This is a genomic window from Psychrobacter sp. CX97, from assembly GCF_057396285.1.
Genome location: NZ_JBXYJE010000001.1, coordinates 243257 through 261630 on the forward strand (window position 1 = coordinate 243257; position 18374 = coordinate 261630).

The 18374-nt window shown below is 36.7% G+C and carries 16 protein-coding genes; 7 read left to right on the forward strand and 9 right to left on the reverse strand.

Annotated features, from left to right (window positions below; genetic code table 11):
- The first annotated feature begins 375 nt into the window (after positions 1 to 375).
- Positions 376 to 1509 (forward strand): aminoglycoside phosphotransferase family protein, encoded by a 1134-nt coding sequence (locus AC2SLL_RS00955; RefSeq protein ID WP_486529792.1) that lies wholly within the window; start codon positions 376 to 378, stop codon positions 1507 to 1509.
- An 80-nt stretch (positions 1510 to 1589) separates the two neighbouring features.
- The gene (gene murU, locus AC2SLL_RS00960) at positions 1590 to 2378 is read left to right on the forward strand and encodes an N-acetylmuramate alpha-1-phosphate uridylyltransferase MurU (protein ID WP_486529793.1); all 789 of its coding nucleotides are present in this window, start codon (positions 1590 to 1592) and stop codon (positions 2376 to 2378) included.
- 339 nt (positions 2379 to 2717) lie between these two features.
- Here murU and AC2SLL_RS00965 read toward each other — a convergent pair whose 3' ends face one another.
- A complete protein-coding gene (locus AC2SLL_RS00965) occupies positions 2718 to 3704 on the reverse strand; it encodes a hypothetical protein (protein ID WP_486529794.1) in 987 nt (328 codons plus the stop codon).
- A gap of 497 nt (positions 3705 to 4201) precedes the next feature.
- On the opposite strand from AC2SLL_RS00965, the gene AC2SLL_RS00970 reads away from it, so the two are divergent.
- Both AC2SLL_RS00970 and ttcA read left to right on the forward strand, forming a co-directional pair.
- On the forward strand, positions 4202 to 5146 hold the full coding sequence (locus AC2SLL_RS00970) for an OmpA family protein (RefSeq protein ID WP_486529795.1): 945 nt from the start codon (positions 4202 to 4204) through the stop codon (positions 5144 to 5146).
- A 245-nt stretch (positions 5147 to 5391) separates the two neighbouring features.
- Positions 5392 to 6510 carry a tRNA 2-thiocytidine(32) synthetase TtcA gene (ttcA, locus tag AC2SLL_RS00975; RefSeq protein ID WP_486529796.1) on the forward strand — a complete coding sequence of 373 codons (1119 nt, stop codon included), beginning with the start codon at positions 5392 to 5394 and terminating at the stop codon, positions 6508 to 6510.
- Between the two features lie 302 nt (positions 6511 to 6812).
- Here the strand turns inward: ttcA and AC2SLL_RS00980 are convergent, their stop codons facing one another.
- The 6 genes from AC2SLL_RS00980 to ccoN all read right to left on the reverse strand — a co-directional run bounded on the left by AC2SLL_RS00980 (position 6813) and on the right by ccoN (position 12580).
- Entirely contained in the window at positions 6813 to 7397 is a 585-nt protein-coding gene (locus AC2SLL_RS00980; RefSeq protein WP_486529797.1) for a FixH family protein, read from the reverse strand.
- Positions 7398 to 7467: 70 nt separating this feature from the next.
- Positions 7468 to 8886 carry a cytochrome c oxidase accessory protein CcoG gene (gene ccoG / locus AC2SLL_RS00985; RefSeq protein ID WP_486529798.1) on the reverse strand — a complete coding sequence of 473 codons (1419 nt, stop codon included), beginning with the start codon at positions 8884 to 8886 and terminating at the stop codon, positions 7468 to 7470.
- Positions 8887 to 9132: 246 nt separating this feature from the next.
- Positions 9133 to 10239, reverse strand: coding sequence for a cytochrome-c oxidase, cbb3-type subunit III (gene ccoP, locus AC2SLL_RS00990; RefSeq protein ID WP_486529799.1), 1107 nt, complete (start codon positions 10237 to 10239; stop codon positions 9133 to 9135).
- On the reverse strand, positions 10236 to 10418 hold the full coding sequence (locus tag AC2SLL_RS00995) for a cbb3-type cytochrome oxidase subunit 3 (protein ID WP_486529800.1): 183 nt from the start codon (positions 10416 to 10418) through the stop codon (positions 10236 to 10238). The genes ccoP and AC2SLL_RS00995 overlap by 4 nt, the downstream gene beginning before the upstream one ends.
- Positions 10418 to 11056: a cytochrome-c oxidase, cbb3-type subunit II gene (gene ccoO, locus AC2SLL_RS01000; RefSeq protein WP_486529801.1), complete on the reverse strand. Its 639-nt coding sequence runs from the start codon at positions 11054 to 11056 to the stop codon at positions 10418 to 10420. Before ccoO ends, AC2SLL_RS00995 begins: the two co-directional genes overlap by 1 nt.
- 30 nt (positions 11057 to 11086) lie before the next feature.
- A complete protein-coding gene (gene ccoN / locus AC2SLL_RS01005; RefSeq protein WP_486529802.1) occupies positions 11087 to 12580 on the reverse strand; it encodes a cytochrome-c oxidase, cbb3-type subunit I in 1494 nt (497 codons plus the stop codon).
- Positions 12581 to 13213: 633 nt separating this feature from the next.
- Between ccoN and AC2SLL_RS01010 the strand changes: the two genes are divergently transcribed.
- A complete protein-coding gene (locus AC2SLL_RS01010; protein ID WP_486529803.1) occupies positions 13214 to 13603 on the forward strand; it encodes an SCP2 sterol-binding domain-containing protein in 390 nt (129 codons plus the stop codon).
- 267 nt (positions 13604 to 13870) lie between these two features.
- On the opposite strand, the gene AC2SLL_RS01015 is transcribed toward AC2SLL_RS01010, so the two are convergent.
- Together AC2SLL_RS01015 and AC2SLL_RS01020 are read right to left on the reverse strand one after the other, a co-directional pair.
- Positions 13871 to 14266: a hypothetical protein gene (locus tag AC2SLL_RS01015; RefSeq protein WP_486529804.1), complete on the reverse strand. Its 396-nt coding sequence runs from the start codon at positions 14264 to 14266 to the stop codon at positions 13871 to 13873.
- A 290-nt stretch (positions 14267 to 14556) separates the two neighbouring features.
- Positions 14557 to 15531 carry a hypothetical protein gene (locus AC2SLL_RS01020; RefSeq protein WP_486529805.1) on the reverse strand — a complete coding sequence of 325 codons (975 nt, stop codon included), beginning with the start codon at positions 15529 to 15531 and terminating at the stop codon, positions 14557 to 14559.
- A 714-nt stretch (positions 15532 to 16245) separates the two neighbouring features.
- Between AC2SLL_RS01020 and AC2SLL_RS01025 the strand changes: the two genes are divergently transcribed.
- Together AC2SLL_RS01025 and lolD are read left to right on the forward strand one after the other, a co-directional pair.
- Positions 16246 to 17481, forward strand: a complete 1236-nt coding sequence (locus tag AC2SLL_RS01025; protein ID WP_486529806.1) for a lipoprotein-releasing ABC transporter permease subunit — start codon at positions 16246 to 16248, stop codon at positions 17479 to 17481.
- Positions 17482 to 17613: 132 nt separating this feature from the next.
- Positions 17614 to 18306: a lipoprotein-releasing ABC transporter ATP-binding protein LolD gene (gene lolD, locus AC2SLL_RS01030; protein ID WP_486529807.1), complete on the forward strand. Its 693-nt coding sequence runs from the start codon at positions 17614 to 17616 to the stop codon at positions 18304 to 18306.
- Positions 18307 to 18374: the final 68 nt, after the last annotated feature.

An 18374-nucleotide genomic window follows, 5' to 3' on the forward strand; every position in this document is an offset into this window, starting at 1 on the left:
ATATTGAATTAAATATATATTGAATTAAATACCTGTCCAGTTTGCAAACGATCAAAGTTTGGCAAATTTGAGCCATCTTATAATAGTCAAAAAAATGTAAATCAGCTACACTACAGGCTTTAAAATAACGAATAATTACGCAAGCTCATACAATTTTCAAAATTGAAATGTCAAATATGGTATCTAGCGGTATTATACAAGGTAAAAAAACTATTTAGTAATGGGTTAGAGTGTCCCTAATACTAAGTTATTTTTTAGCACATATCATTTTACCTCAAGTTTAGCGATGTGCCTCGTTAATTAAATGATTTCCATAAAAAAAGCCCAAAAATCAAACTTGAGTCCATTTTTCCCTATATCTAAAAGTATTTTATTATGACCTATGTTCAAAAAACTGAGAATTTAAGTTCTGTTAACGTGTCTTATCATACGGATGCAAGATATGAGCAATTACTTGCTTTTATAGATAATGCATTAAACGGACAAACCTATAAGCTAGAAAGCTTACCAGGTGATGCCAGTTTCAGACGGTATCACAGAATATATCTTGATTTACCCCAGCATAATCAGTACCCAAGCTATATTGTCATGGATGCACCACCGCAACTTGAATCTATTGAAAGCTTTGTGCGTGTTGATCGGTTATTAGCATCTAAAATAAACGTACCAACACTGATTGCAGTAGATATTGATAGTGGGTTTTTACTATTACAAGATTTTGGTAAGACCGAATTTTCGCATTTATTAGAGTCTCATAAAGTAAACAATGATTTCGATACAATTGATAGACTCTATAAGTTAGCCATTGATAGCCTAATTGACTTGCAGAGCATTCCAGTTGAATTAGCAATACAGTCCTTTAGCTTGCCCCCCTACGACGCATCAATGCTACATCGTGAAATAGCTTTATTTAATGACTGGTTTTTACCTTTTATAGATTGCAGAATCGAAGATAAAGATCAGAAGATGTGGCAAAAATTTACTCAAGAACTCACAAACCAGATTTTAAAGCAGCCGCAAGTTGTTGTGCATAGAGACTACCACAGTCGAAACCTCATGCAAGATCAGTTTCAGCCAAGCGCACTTGGTATTATAGACTTTCAGGATGCTGTCATTGGTGCCTATACCTATGATTTGGTTTCTTTAGTACGAGATGCTTATGTTGAGTGGGATGAGAGTCATATTAATAACTGGATTGAATACTTTTGGCATCGAATTAAAGATCAGCATCCAAATGGCGCACACAGTCTCAAACAGTTTAAATCTCAATTGAACCTAATAGGCGTGCAACGTCATTTAAAAGTGCTGGGTATATTTGTGAGACTATCTGAGCGAGATGGAAAGTCACGTTATTTAGCGGATATACCAAAGGTATGGCGTGACTTACTGCGTGAAATGCAATGGCTACATGATAATAGCGATGAAGAGATTAACGTTTTTATAACGCCAGTTTATCAGTGGTTGGTACAAAAAGTTGAACCAAACTTTTTTAAGTCATTTAATCACTAATCTTTATTAATAGGCTATCTGACAGATATTTAACTGACTAATATTGAAAACACTATCTAACTGAGGGGTAAAGGGTAATTATGGACCATAAAGCGGTTTCTGAACAGACAAAAAAAACCTGTGCTAAGCAATCACTTCCTATTACCCAAGCCATGATATTAGCAGCGGGTAAAGGAACCAGATTGCGTCCTTTTACATTAGAAACTCCTAAGCCATTGATAAAAGTTGGTGGTCAGCCACTCATAGTGTGGCACATCAAAGCTCTAAAAGCTGCGGGTATTACAGATATCACTATTAATACATCTTGGCTTTCAAGTAAATTGATGGCTGCTCTGGGTAATGGTAGCGACTATGGTGTGGCAATCCACTGGTCAGTTGAAGATGATGAACCCCTTGAAACTGCTGGAGGCATTGCAAAAGCCTTAAGGGAAGGATGTTTGAGGCAAGAGCCATTTTTACTTATTAATGGTGATGTGTGGACAGAATTTGATTTTGCCTCCATAAAAAATTATAAGCTGAAAGATTTAGCGACAACGCATTTATTGCTGATTGATAATCCAGAACATAACCCTAATGGCGACTTTGCTATCAATAATGGTTTTGCAAGTGACACTGCAATGTCAGGGAAAAAATATACTTTTGCTGGTATCAGCATTATGACTCCATCATTAGTGGCAGGCGTGGCAGAGGGCCAAGTTGTTGCTCTCGCACCTCTATTAAAGGAGTCTATGCAACAGATGAAAGTGACCGCGGAAGTTATAGATTGTAAATGGGTGGATGTGGGTACGCCTCAGCGATTAGACGCTGTGAATCAATATATTTTAGAGCAGGGTAGAGATATTACTCATTCGGGTAGACCCATATCGTAGATCACTTTTGCAGTCATTACGGTATATATAATTAACTGATAAGTAATTAACTGATAAGTAATTAAGTGGTTCATTTGTGCAGAGTTAGAACGTTTATTCATAAGATAAAGTTATGAATTTTTTAGAATAGAATGAGATAATACAACGTACCCTTAAGTTAAATGTGCGGGTTGAATAGTCATGTTATTTAATCCTAATGTTAACAAAATAGTGGCTTATTTTAGGCGAAAATAGCTAATTTTAGGTTACAGATCTTTAAATGATAAAAGGACACGAATAAGTAATAAAAAACACTTAAGCTCCGACTCGACTACCAAACTATTTCAAGGGGCATAACGTTTAAGGGATTTGAACATTATTAGGGTTAGGTTCAGGGTTTATTTCAAGCGCAACACTTGATTTCTGCTCTGAGATTTCAGGCGTTATTGTATCCACTGAGGGTTGCTTTTCAGTATCAACATTACTTTGAGAAGTAACTGACGCATCTACCACGATCTTACCAACAGGCTTTTGGGTCTGTGATTTAATGGTAGAGGGTGCAATGTCCCGCTTACTTGCCTCAATATTTTGAATATTTTTTTGTTTTACAGCTTGTATGGCGTCACTTATCTTATCATTTATACTCTCAATTTCTTTCGCTTTCTCAGCATATTCTTGGTCTTGAGTAGTAGCCTCACGTTTTGATGAAGGAAGATCCCTAGATAGAAGCACAGCATCATTTGGATTAATAGAGCGTACACTATCTGTCTGGATAGCGGTTATACGCTCATTACTATCTGCCTGATTACCCATTGGATTCAATTGAGTTTGTTTATTGGTTAAAGAGGTTACTGTTTCCGCTTTAACAGCTCGTTCCTTTCCAAACGGTTTATTACCACTGTTTTTAATAGGATTATCTTGATCTATAGAGTATTTATTAGCGTTTGAATCTATAGCTAATTTGTTTTGAGCTACGGTTTCGTCGCTATATGGATCTTCTTCATGACTTTTATTGACAACATTCACTTCCGATTTAGTAACAGTTTTAACACCGTTCAAACCGTCTTTTTCAGCTGCTTTTTCAATGGAACTATCGGCACTTATATGACTATCTGTTGATATTTTATTCTGATTGTGAAGAAATAATGCCAGTAAGGCAGCATGTAGTAATACGGCAAATATAATGGCTGGAAGCCATTTTTTTAAACCCCTGCTACTATTTAAACCCTTGCTACTACTAGTAGAACGGTTATGTTTATTTTTTAAAGGGTCAAAGGCCCGGTTCAGTTCGTCTTTAGGTAACTTTGCAGATGCTTGTTTTTTAGGCTTTTTATTTTGAGATAACATGCTAAATATTTCCCTTACGAAAGTGCAAATATAGTACCTACTATTATATTATAGTGCATAGTCTATACTATAGGCTTAACAATAAATCTTGCACCTGTCTGAGCACTATTTAAAAAAGTCTCTTATCTAGCAGCCTTATTACTGATCTCTTAACTAGCCTCCTAAGAAAATTTTAAGTTTCCTTAAATCCTCATTACAAAATTTAATACCTTTCATATCAGACTTTAAGAAATATTCATTATAAATTTACCGTCGAATATCTATTTAGCAAGGTTTAACCATCAATACCAACCATTTATCATTTTTAAATACTTGAGCATCGGACAGCAAAGGCATTCTAAAAATGCTTGTGATAGCATTGGTAATTAAATAATAATTTCAGGCTATTGAGACCTATAAGTTTTAGATTTTATTAATCACTTGCTAAGCCCTTTACACACAGGTCTCATTTAGAAAAAATAATGAGTAGTTTACTAATGAGAATTAAGGAAATATTTATGATAGACACCAAGTCTAAAGTTTTAAAAACGTCAATTCTGGCAGCCTTAGTAGGTTTCAGTCAGATGGCAATTGCGGATGACGTTAAAGATGATGGTTATCGACAAATTAATCAAGTGGTGTGGGATAAAACAGGCGAGAAGCCATTTCTTTTAGTAAATAATAGCGAGATTCCTCAAAATGAAGGTAACCTTGTTTTTATTCGTCCAGCTGATAACGATGAGTTAGAAACCAGTACAAATATTGGTGTGGATGGAAAGTTTCAAGTCAGCCTTCAGCCGGGTCATTTTTCACAAGTCTTGTATTGTAGCGGCTCTCAAAACATTAGCTTAACGACAACAAGTTTAAAAACTAATGATTTAGTTGAAAGCAACCTTCAAATCATTGATGTCGCGCCTCAACAGAATAACTTTTTTTATGTTGATGTAGACGATGTGACTCAGATACCGTCAATGCGTAAGATTGATACTGAAACAGCAAACTCTCTTTTAAAAGATATGCCGCAACAAACGCATCAAATTAGCCGCGTGTATGGAGATTGTCCAGAACCGCAAGTAGTCGTTGCCGCGCCAGAACCTGAACGTGAAAAAGTAGAGTTATTTAAGCCATTCCGTTTGAATGTCTTATTTAAATTTGATAAAGATGAAGTGCAACCCATGTATAACCAGCGGATTCAAGATTTGGCGAACTTTATGGTAGAGAATCCTAATACCATCGCTGTTATTGAAGGGCATACGGATAGTATTGGTACTGTGCCCTATAATCAAAATTTATCTGAAAGACGGGCGGTAGCTGTAAAAAATGAACTCGTTAAACGCTATGGTGCAGATGCAAATAGATTAACCACAGCTGGATATGGCGAAAGTAAACCAGTGGATACTAACAAGACAGCTCAAGGGCGTCAAAATAACCGTCGAGTGGTTGCGATAGTCACACCGAAATAACCCTTGTTACTAATTTTTTAGTTAAGGATTATTCCATCAGTGGGATAATCCTTTTTTATAGGTGTTAATTTGTATGAATTAAAGTTTTTCGTAATGGATTGCGTGCTAAAAATATTGCGTGCTAAAAATATTGGTATTGACTTACAATCAAGATTTTTGCTGATAAGTTAGGCTCGTAATTATTCATTCTATAATTGATATTTTGCTATAATTAAGCTTTAAAATTTAATCATAAGCCAGTTATTATGCCAATAAAAAATATACAAGCTATGTTATATGATCCTTCTGTTACAACAGACAATAGTGGAAGTGTTCAAGATGAAAAAGCTACCCCGATAGAGGCGAATGCCAAAATAGTAACGGAAATTTCTGATAAAAGAGTGCAGAGCGATAGCCATATTGAGCATAAAGGTACTGAGTCTACTAGATTTAAGAAGCTGCAAAAGAAAATCAAAAAACAAGTATCATGGGCCATTAAAGATTTCAATATGATTGAGGATGGCGATATAGTAATGGTATGTGTATCTGGTGGAAAGGACAGCTACACACTGTTAGATATACTGTTATTATTAAAGCGAATTGCCCCAATTAATTTTGATGTGGTTGCCGTTAATCTAGACCAAAAACAACCTGGATATCCCGAGGATATTTTACCGAACTACCTACAAGAACAAGGTATACCTCATTATATTTTAGAAAAAGATACTTATAGCGTGGTCAAAAGTGTTGTGCCTGAAGGAAAAACGTATTGTTCTGCTTGTTCACGTTTGAGACGTGGCTCACTTTATGGTTTCGCTAAGCAAATAGGCGCTACTAAAATAGCCCTAGGTCATCATAGAGATGATATCTTGGCAACTTTTTTTCTAAATCTTTTTCATGGGGGTACTTTAAAAGCTATGCCTCCCAAACTATTAAGTGATGACAAGCAGAATATACTTATCAGACCTCTGGCGTATGTAGAGGAAAAAGATATTATCAAGTATGCGCGTTATAAGGCATTTCCGATTATTCCATGTAATTTATGTGGCAGTCAAGAAAACCTACAACGGGCATTAATTAACGATATGCTAAGAGACTGGGATGATGCCCATCCGCAAAGATTGGCTTCGATATTTAAGGCAATGCAGAATGTGGCACCTTCACAATTAGCAGATAGGGATTTATTTGATTTTGAAAGCTTAGAGTTGGAACGAGATGAAAATCAACGTTTTTTTGAAGGGGTCAATATACAGGTTGGTGGACAAGCTGATTTGGCTAATATAGGTTTACCCGTGCAGCCTAATATCAATCCCTATGATGTGGTAAAACAAAAGAAGACTGCAGCGATCCAAAAAATTCCAACGGTCAACCCAAGCGTGGATTAATAAATGATGAATGACTTATAAAATAAGTGTTGGTAATGAAGGTATGTTCTAGATATTTTATCTTTCACGACACTTAATTTAATTAAGAATCAGCAATCAGTATTTAATTAGCCTTCAAGCTTAAAATGAAAATAAAGTTTCATTACGATATCAATCATTCTAACCTATTTAAAATCGCACTACCTTTGTTCATCTAAGTATTAATTAAATTGGCTAGTGAGTAACTTAGTTTAGGTTAAAGATAAAAAAGGTAATCTTTACAGATTACCTTCGAATAAAAGAGGGACATATATAGTTGCACGTTATTTATCAAAAATAGCTAGAGGTTCAAAGCTTATTTTAGACTGAGGTAGCTTCCCGACCTTTTTCAATCGCCAATTCAACTTACCTTCATTACTGACTTCGACATAATATTTTGATTCTAAATCGTCAAGTTGTAAAGTTGCTTTATACTTATTATCGTTGACATGTATTAGGGTTGTATCTCTATCTTTTTCTTTTTCAGTGGCATGTGAGATAGACAATCGCAGTTCGTCAGGATAATAAACGGGTGTACCATCATTTAGTTTGCCAGTTGCTAAACTATGGCTGGGATAGTTAAGAATGAATGTAATCTGATCATCATCATCAAATAACATCTCGCCTTTTATATCTAAATCATGCGCAAGTTCATCCCTCGATAAATCTTGATATAAAGTTTTACCATCCATATACCAATCATCACGTACTACAGTATCTCCAATTTGGATGGAGTAGTATACAAACCATAAACAAGCGACTACTACAAATAAAGGCAATCCAATAACAAATATAACCACCATGTAATTTTTATACCATGGTTGTTTATCTTTATGCCCAAAATTTGAGGTGGGCTTTGATGTTTTCATAGTAAAGCCTTAATGAAACTTAATGGTTTCTATAAAGAGCCAGCCCTATATTAGAGCAGACTCTTCTAGATTAATCTTGTCCTTGAGAAGTAAAGATATTTCGTTTAGACACATGGAATTTACCATCTTTACTATCGACATTAAACTCAACAGGTATCTCACTTTGATGAAGCACTTTAGGATTTCCGACAACGCTTACTGGCATGTCATAGCTTTGTCCCGCATCTAGAGGTAAAGATTTAAATCGAGTACGTAATGACAAACCTTCTTGAGGAGTTATGCTTAACTTATAATCATGCGGGTTTTGCGTTTTATTGGTAATCTTAACAATATAGCTATTCTCAATTAATCCTTCGGAGTTTAGGGAAGATAGCTCATTCCTATCACGCCGAATATCAATCTCAAGAGGAACTCTATCCACTAAAGTATAGAGTAATCCACTAATAAGTACGCTCAAGAGGATAAGATAGGCGAATAATCTTGGGCGCAGTACCTTACTTTTCTCTTTCTCAACTAACTGCCGTTCAGTAGTGTAACGTATTAGGCCGCGTGGGTAACCCACTTTGTCCATAATTTCGTTACAAGCATCTAAACATGCGGCACATTGTATACATTCAACTTGAAGACCATCACGAATATCTATACCTGTCGGGCAAACTTGTACGCACATTGTACATTGTACACAGTCGCCAAGCTCTTCAGGATGAGTCCCTGTCTTTCGAGGGCCACGAGGTTCCCCACGATTATAATCATAAGAGACAATTAGTGTATCTTTATCAAACATTACACTTTGGAAGCGGCCATAGGGGCAAATATGAGTACACATATGTTCGCGCATGTAGCCTGCATTTGCATAAGTTGCCACAGTAAAAATAAACATGGCTATCCATATCCATTTCGGCCAATCAGGAAATGGAACACCAGCAATAAACTGCCAACTTCCATATAAGGAGTCTGTGCCTGAAACATAACTGACAAATGTGGCAGCGGTAATTACTGCAATAACAAACCATACAAAGTAGATAAGGACTTTTTTAGCAACTTTTGAGGCGTTATTAGGCGCTTTGTCGAATTTAATGCGCTTATTACGATCACCAATAACCCACTTCTCAACGTGCTGATATAAATGGGTCCAGATAGTTTGTGGACATGCATATCCACACCACACTCTACCAGCATATACAGTGACCATAAATAAGGTAAAGGCAGCGATGATTAAAAATGCGGCAAAGAAAAAAAAGTCTTGCGGAAATAAAGTCAGTCCAAAAACGTAATAATGCTGTGTGACAACATCAAACCAAATCGCTTGCCTGCCATCATACTTTAACCATGGTAATATCAGAAACAGAGCAAATAACCCATACATTGTAAATAGACGAATACGTTGATAATGTCCGCTAGTGAAGCGAGGATGGATTCTTTTTTTAGTAGCATCCATATCGTGGCCCATATCATGGACGGGGATTTTATTGCTAGTAGGTGCTGACATTAATGTACCTCTAATGTTTAGAATCATTAAGCTGGCTATAGGAGGAGGGGTATTCAAACTATCAGTATTTATGTAATATATTTTAGCATTGAAGGTAATATTGTCGCTACGACAATAACACCATGAGTATGACTTGTATTTGGTACCTTAAATGGCTAAATCAATATCTTTTAAAAAAATAGAGGAGGTTGTATCAACAACCCCCTCTATATAAGACAACTTTATACAAATTGCTAATTAAGTTAATTATTCAGCAGCCGTAGCGACTACATTATCATTACTTGTAGAGCTGGCTTGTAGATTACTGTTAGATAATGAGTAGACATAAGCTGCTAAAAGCATAATACGCTCGTTACCTAATTTAGTTTGCCATTCAGGCATCACACCAGCGCGTCCATTACGTATTGTCTCACGAACAGTCTCTCTATCTCCACCAAACAACCAAATATTATCTGTTAAATTGGCAGAACCAGTTTCAATCATTCCTTTGGCATTTTCGCCATGACATATCACACATTGTTCATTAAAAATTGCTTTACCTTGGGCAACTTTAACCTCATCAAGTTCATAGTCATTTTGATTTCCAGAGAGAGATAAAACATATTCTGCAGCAGCTTTGACGCCATTCTCTCCAATAGTATCTCTAAATTCAGGCATACCGCCTACACGACCATTATGTAGGGTTAACAAAATATTCTCAGGTTCACCACCATGTAACCAGTCGTTATCGGTCAAATTAGGGTAACCAGTTGCCCCTTTAGCGTTTGAACCATGACATACAGCACAGTTCTGAAGGAACAAACTTTCGCCTGCCATCAGTGCTCGCGTATTTGTAGAGAGCTCTTTTACGTAAGGGGCGAGCTGTTGAATTTGCTCGTTCACACTACTTTTCATCTCAGAAGATGGCTCAGCAGAATTCTTCATATCATGTTGAAGAGTGGCTAAAACAGTTAATGCTTCGTTGGCTTTAGGATTGGGCAAGTATTCATTCTGAAAGTTTGCCGTAAAGACTGCATTATTGTCCTCTAGGTCACTATATAATTCATTTTTAGAAGACCATGGTACTGTTTTACCATCTACTTCAACGGTAGCAATACCATTGAACGCATGAGGCATCAAAGCAGGGAAGAATACCCAATAACCTAGAGCCCAAACAATAGTACCGTAAAAAATACCTAGCCACCATTTTGGCAAAGGTTTGTCATATTCTTTAATACCATCATAGGAATGACCTGTTGTTCCATCATCCTCTAGCTCTGTTTTACTGCGAACCATATAAACAAGTACGCCAGCGATTAATAACCAGCAGCCTAAACTGAGTATGGTAATCCAAGAACTCCAAAATATGCTCATGTCTTATCCTTATTGCGTGAATCGGGAGATGACGAATCAATCATATCGTCATCTAACGCAAGTTGCGCATCTTCTTCAAATCGCTGTTTGTTTTTAGGCGAATATGCCCACCAAGCGATACCTATGAAAGCTATAAATGCCGCTACTGTTGCAAATGTGTGTAAATCACTTATGCTCATTAGCGTTGACCTTCCATAGCCGTCCCAAGCTGTTGTAGATACGCAACCACGGCATCAAGTTCAGTAGCGCCCAAGACTTGGTCTGGAGCTGCTTCGATATCTTCGTCAGTATACGGTACGCCAAAACGATCACGGAAAAGACGTAATTTTTCTTGAACCTTAGCACCATTTACTTCTCTTTCAGCTAGCCAAGGGTAACTTGGCATAACAGATTCAGGCACAACTGAACGAGGATTAATTAAATGTTTCTCGTGCCAATCATTAGAATAGCGCTCGCCAACACGCGCTAAATCTGGACCAGTACGCTTAGAACCCCATAAAAACGGATGATCCCAAACAGATTCGGCAGCTCGTGAGTAAGGCCCGTAACGTTCAACCTCAGCACGAAGTGGACGAATCATTTGTGTATGACATACATGACAACCTTCACGAATATAGATATCGCGCCCTTCAAACTCCAAAGCTGTCCATGGTTCCATAGTAGGTAAAGGTTTATTTACTCCACCTTCTTCCGGAGACTTGCTGTCAAATATTAATGGGACAATCTCTACTAATGTTGCAAAACTAATTGCAATAACAATAAAGATGACCAGCAAGCCTGTATTTTTTTCAATTATTTCATGAGCTGAACCTGCCATGATGAATGACTCCTTAATGGTTTGCTGGTTTTATACTTTAGCTTGCTGAGTTTCAGCACCGTCTTCGGTAACGATTGAACGATGATCAATAGGGTCTTCACTAGGTAGTGGTCTAGCATCTGGCATTTTAACCGTTTTATAACAGTTATAAGCCATGACAAACATACCACTTACATATAACAATCCACCGAACGCCCGTCCGATATAGGGGTAATGTGAGAATTGAACCGTTTCAATGAAGTTATAAGCAAGGGTACCATCTGGATTAGTCTGACGCCACATCATGCCTTGGCCTATACCTGAGATCCACATAGAAACGATGTAGAAAATCGTACCAGCCGTTGCTAACCAAAAATGAGTAGTAATTAGGCTAATTGAATACATTTTCGGTTTGTTATAAATACGCGGCAATAGCACATATAGTGAGCCTATAGTAATCATACCTACCCAGCCAAGTGCCCCTGAGTGTACGTGTCCAACTGTCCAGTCAGTATTATGCGATAACGCATTAACTGTTTTGATAGACATCATTGGACCTTCGAACGTTGACATAGCATAGAATGACAAAGAGACGATTAAAAATCTAATGATAGGGTCAGTACGTAATTTATCCCAGCTTCCAGATAGGGTTAAAACACCATTAATCATACCGCCCCAAGATGGTGCGAATAGAATGATAGAGAATACCATTGCTAATGATTGAGCCCAATCAGGTAGTGCTGAGTAATGAAGATGGTGCCCACCAGCCCACATATATGAAGCAATTAATGCCCAAAAGTGGATGATTGATAAACGATAAGAGTAGACTGGACGACCAATCTGAACAGGTACGAAGTAGTACATCATACCTAAGAAAGCAGCGGTTAAATAAAAGCCTACAGCATTATGACCGTACCACCACTGCACCATGGCATCAGTTGCGCCACCAAATAGCGAATATGATTTAAAAAGCCCTACTGGTACAGCCAAACTGTTAACAATATGCAGAAGTGCAATAGTGATAATAAATGCCGCAAAGAACCAGTTTGCCACATAAATATGTGAGGTTCTACGCTTAATGAGAGTACCAAAGAATACGATAGCATAGGACACCCATACAACAGCAATTAAGATGTCAATAGGCCATTCAAGCTCAGCATATTCCTTAGAGGTGGTAATACCAAGCGGAAGGGTAATAACAGCGGATACAATGACTGCTTGCCATCCCCAGAAGGTAAACCATGCCAGATATGGAGCAAATAAACGTGTTTTACAAGTACGCTGCACAATGTAATATGATGTGGCAAATAATGCAGACCCGCCAAACGCGAAGATTACCGCGTTAGTATGCAGGGGTCTTAATCGACCAAAACTAAGCCAAGCAATATCGAAATTAAGGGCAGGCCATGCTAATTGAGAGGCTATAAAAACCCCAACACCCATGCCAATAATTCCCCAGATGACAGCCATCGTTGTAAAGAATTTTACAATGGTGATTTCATAATCTTGATCAACTGGCGAGACTGCTGTGTTATGTATACTCATTTGAATATTTCCTATACAGCCTTAAGTATCTAGTTTCCAACTCTAAATAAGTCCTTCAAAAACTAAACTAGCTGAATAAGTTGATAATCTAATATCAAACTTAAGAGTATGACAATACAGCAAATTAAGTTAGCGATGGCTCACTTATAAACAACGTTAAGAGTGACAAATTAACGATGTTGAGAGTTGGGTTGATATACCCGATGTTATAAATATGTTGCCATTGTAACTCAAAGTCTGCAAAATATCATCTGACGTAATGGTAAAAAATGTAAAAACCCTTAAAGAATTTGTGGATAAACTAAGTATAAGTAGTTACTCATCAGTCAATATTTACAATGGCAATGATTAAGGTATGTAATAGCAGACGTTAAATTATGATCGAGAACCCTTAAAACTCATAATGCATTCTGCTAACATCCAGTTTAATTGTACAGATTTGATCTCATGCCTAAATAAAATGTGCTTTTATTTAATATATATAAAATTTGCTTTTGTTATAGAGAGTTGGTTAATATCTAGTAAGTGCAGGGATAATTGAAGTATTTTATCAAACATATATTTAAACTGAAATGTATGTTACTTTTTATCCAATATTTTAACGTTTTTTTTATTCAAAAAATAGGAAATTTTATGGCAGTTTTTTTATCTGACGAGTGGTTTAATGAAGTTGATCGTTTAACAAAAGAGGCAGGTAATTTAAATGCCTCACCGTCATTAGCTAATATGCAAATGAATTTAAATGTTACTGAGTCTACAGACGGTAATGTTGAAGCACATCTTGCAGATGGCATTCTAAAAAAAGGATATGTAGATGCTGATACTACCGTCATCATTGATGAATCAACCCTTAAAAATGTATTATTTGATGGCAATATGAACAAAGCTATGGAAGCTTTTATGTCAGGTAAGATCCGTATTGAAGGCGATATGAGTCAGATGATGGCATTACAAAGTGTTAAACCAAGTATTGAGCAAAAAGAATTGTTCAAAAAGATATATGCGATGACTGATCACGCTTAGTAATTGCAGTTGCCTTATGGTAATGAATTCTACAGACTCATAAAAATAGCACCCCAACAATGGCGGTGCTATTTTTATACGTAGAAAATTATTAAGACATGTCTATTGAACAAATAACAGTTTTTTTCGTTTAAGCACTAAATTCATAAAAGTTCATTAGCACTAGTAAAATAAATACTGATACTTTTAATACCGTATCAAAGTCTTTAACTAACCTGTCTAAAATACTTTATTGTTTATCAAGATTTTATAAAAAAGTGGATTTATTTAAGAGAAATGCACCATATAAAACATTAATAGCATGCCTGACATAAAAAATGCTGCACTCATGACGCTTTTAAGATTAATATACTTAGTGTTTGCTAGTAATGGAAAGTCAGGTAATAGCAATTTATCTACAGTGACAAAAAACTTTGGCTTACCTTTTATTGATGCACCCACATTCTTGACTGAGTAATTATTGGAAGAAGCAGGGTTGGTTTGATTTTTTACAGAGCTAAAGGCGGCAACAGAAAGATAGCCAGTCTCATTTGAGATGCTAGCATGCTTTGAAATAGACTTTGGGTTATTTACTAAAACATCAGAACTTTGATCATGGTTCTTCAATACGTTATCAGTTAGATACGTAGATTTAGTAAAAACAATAGTGTTAGGTACTTTCATAATGGCACTTTGTAGAAACTTACGGTCACTTAAAATTTCGATTCATTCAATCAACAAATTAAGTAGACTTTTATTTCTATTTAAAGAAGTTGGTTAATATTAACCTGAACACCTAACCCTTGTAAATACAGTAATTGGCAAAAAGTCAACTATTTTTATAAAAAATGATAAATTATCACCATTTAGGTCATTCTATTAAGCTCTAAAGCTTAAAAAACTAATTTTTATACTAAAACGGGTAAATACGTTAGCAAAAAGTTAAATGTTTAAGAGAATAAATTTATAAATATTTAACTGGATTGGTTTTCATGATAAATGGCAGCTTGTAACCAGATATTAGCTTGAATATAATCGTTCACTTCAATTTTTTGGATATATTCAGTAGTGGGTGTAGCTATACGTACCACAAATGGGGTGGCATCTGGTTCACGTAAAATTGCCACGTCTAAAACGGTCAAAGCGTTGTCAAAGAAAACAGTACTTTGTTTACCTAATACTTGCCCCTGACACCATGCTTCATCTTCTTGCCCCAATGTTTCACCAAACAAATACGCACACATATGACCAAGGTTTATCTCTACAGGCGCTAGGGGCGTATCAGATTCCGGCTTCCACTCTCTAATTCTTTTTTCGATATCATTAGGCGGCACACCATTATTTTTAGCCACTACGTCATTAAAGGCTCTATGATATCTTATCGCTTCAGGATCTTCGACTAATATAATCTCGTCCTGTGCGCTTGGCTGGATGCCATATGCCCAAGCACTAAAATTAACAAAATAAGGTTGGTGCTGACGATACAACTCACTATTTACTGAATAAAGTTGGTCGTAAGCATAGATAACACTACCATCCTCACTTATCAATCGTAAAACAGCATCTTTATTCTCATCATTAACAATAACCCGATCAATAGTACAGGTTAAACCATAAGGGCTATTGACGCAGGGGTAAGCATTAATGAAGTTTTGAATATTGCCATCTTTCATAGCCAATACTTGATTGATATGACACTGCTCATTACCAGATAAAATTAAATGCGCTAACTCTTCTTTTTTTAACGCCGTCTGTAATCCAGAAGCAATTACCGCATTATCAATAGATCGTTGCAGCCAGTTTGGCACCACACCCTCAATGTCATTGGTTAAAATATTCCAGTGGTCTCCATGACCAGCCGTTTGATCTGCACTTAAATTAATTTTGGTAGGATTAGTGCTTGAATGAGAGTTACTGATGGGCGTGTATTTGTATTGTTGAGTGCTCATAATTGTCTTATTTATTAGTTGTTTTATAGGTTAACCGAGATGAGTTTTTTATTTATTACAAATTATTGACATTTAGTGTGCAAGGTTCAATCGAGAGCTACTAAATTATATTAAAAATAGAGTTCTACTAATTTTATAAAGTTGCCACTTTAAGGATGCTTTTAATATTTTTTTAAGCGACGCTATCCAATTTAAACTACTCATTTATGATCAGTTTTTATCTGGTATTTATAAGGTTAGCTAACAACGACCAAATTAAACGATCTTCTACTTATTTACTTATCATAAGGGCAAGTTATTTGATTACAAGTTTCTAAGCAAAATAACCCTTATTTAACATGTTGATTTAAGGGGTATGTTAATAATCATGCTATGAGTACATTCAATATAATATAATTCTAGCAAATGGCATAGCCAAGTCAGCGTTATTTATGTCAAACTATGCCTCTTTATGAACTCGTCATAGTTGGGCGTCTCCTCATTTACAGTAACTTAGATTTACAATTTATACAGGTTATGGGCTAAAAGTAGCTATATGCTCGTCACACTGGGTCTGATTTATAGCGAATATACTGATATTTTATTTGAAATCTTTCATGTTTGACGATGCTCCATCTTATTTTAAGCCTAGTAATCTAAATGCAGACACGCCCTAAAATAGTTTTCCCCGTTTACAATTGCTACTCTTCATTTAATTGAGTAAGAGCTTACATTATGTTTCGTCCTTTAGCCTTGTTTTTAGGGTTACGATATACTCGCGCAGAGCGCAGCAATCGTTTCATCTCATTTATCTCACTTATTTCAATCATTGGTCTAACATTGGGTGTTGCCGTCCTTATTACTGTCTTATCAGTGATGAATGGATTTGATAGAGAAATAAAAAGCCGTATTTTAGGTATGGTTCCACAAGCCACTGTTACCTCAGGTCATATCATTTCAGATTGGGAGCCTCTTTTAACGGAAATTAAAAAAGATCCTGACGTTAGTGAAGCTGCACCATTTATCAACTTACAAGGTATGTTGACTGCTAATGGTCAAGTTGCTGGGGTTATGGTCGCAGGCGTAGTACCAGAATACGAAACTAAGGTGTCCATTGTCGGTGAGCATATGACCGAGGGAGCGTTTAATGCGCTTAAAGAAGGCGATTTTGGTATTATTCTAGGCATCGATTTAGCTCAGTCTCTGGGGGTTTCGATGGGGGATAAAGTAACTTTAGTGTTGCCTGAAGCCTCGCCGTCACCTGCAGGTATTATCCCGAGATTCAAACGTTTTACCTTAGTGGGCACTTATGATATTAGTAAAGAGGTCAATAATATTGTGACTTATATTCCTATGAATGATGCCGCAAAGTTACTGCGTTTACCGGGTGGTGCTCAAGGGATTCGGATGAAAGTGGATGATATTTTTGCCGCACCTGGCGTTGCTCAGAGGGCAACACAACATGACCCAGAAATGCTTTATCCAAATGACTGGACACAAACGCATGGCAATTTATTTAGTGCGATTCAAATGGAGAAGGCCATGATTGGCTTGCTCTTATTCTTAATTGTCATTGTTGCGGCGTTCAATATTGTATCTAGCCTAATTATGATGGTCACAGATAAAAAATCTGACATTGCCATTCTTAAAACATTTGGTGCTACGCCCAAACTTATATTGCAGGTATTTATTGTTCAGGGAATGTTTATCGGAGTAATTGGTACGGTAATAGGTACAGCCATAGGACTCGCCATTGCCTTTTCAATCAGTGATATATTCGGTTATATCATTCAAATCTTTGATTTACATATGCCTGATGCTTACCCTGTTAATTTCCTGCCTTCCTATGTTAAAGCAACCGATGTATTTATCATTACGTCAGCATCATTTTTATTGAGTTTCTTGATGACGATTTATCCCGCAATGCGCGCGTCAAAAATTCAACCTGCACAAACGTTGCGTTATGAATAAATTTTACTGGTTACCTTTATTAATTAGCACTTAGTAGTAAAAAAGTTAGCAGTAAAAAACTGAGGCTAGAGTTTGAAGGGTATAGGAATAACCCTATTAAAATACATGAAAAACACAGTAATTGAGAAAATTATGTCTGAGATATTAATCGCTAAAAATATTAATAAAATTTATGATGAAGGTAGTATTCGCACGCAAGTCCTCACTGGATTAGACATTTCGGTTAAGCAAGGCGAACGTGTGGCTATCGTTGGCGCAAGTGGTTCGGGTAAAAGTACGTTATTACATTTATTAGGTGGGCTGGATATTCCAACTTCTGGCGAAGTTTGGTTGCATGGCGATTGCTTAAATAAAATGAACGAAACAGAGCGCGGTAACATGCGTAATAAACATCTGGGGTTTATTTATCAATTTCATCATCTCCTACCTGAATTTACTGCGATTGAAAATGTGGCTATGCCATTACTGTTACGTAAACATGTACCAATTTCAGAAGCTCGTACACAGGCTATTGATTTGTTAGAACGAGTGGGTCTTGGTCATAGATTAGAGCACCGTCCAGGGGAGTTATCGGGTGGCGAGCGTCAACGAGTATCTATTGCGCGCGCCTTAGTGACAAAACCTTCATTAGTGCTAGCGGATGAACCAACGGGTAATTTAGATTACGATAATGCCCAAAGTGTTTTTGCCTTGTTAGCAGAGCTACAAGAAACGTTGCAAATGGCTCTATTGATGGTTACCCATGACCGAAGCTTGGCAGCCAAGGCAGATAGGCAGTTATTACTTAAAAATGGCCAATGGTCCCAGTTTGAGGAAGGGTTTTAAAGCCTTTTCGCAAGCTATATTTTAAGCCAACGAAAAGGGAACATATTGGTTTATTTAAGACATCTATC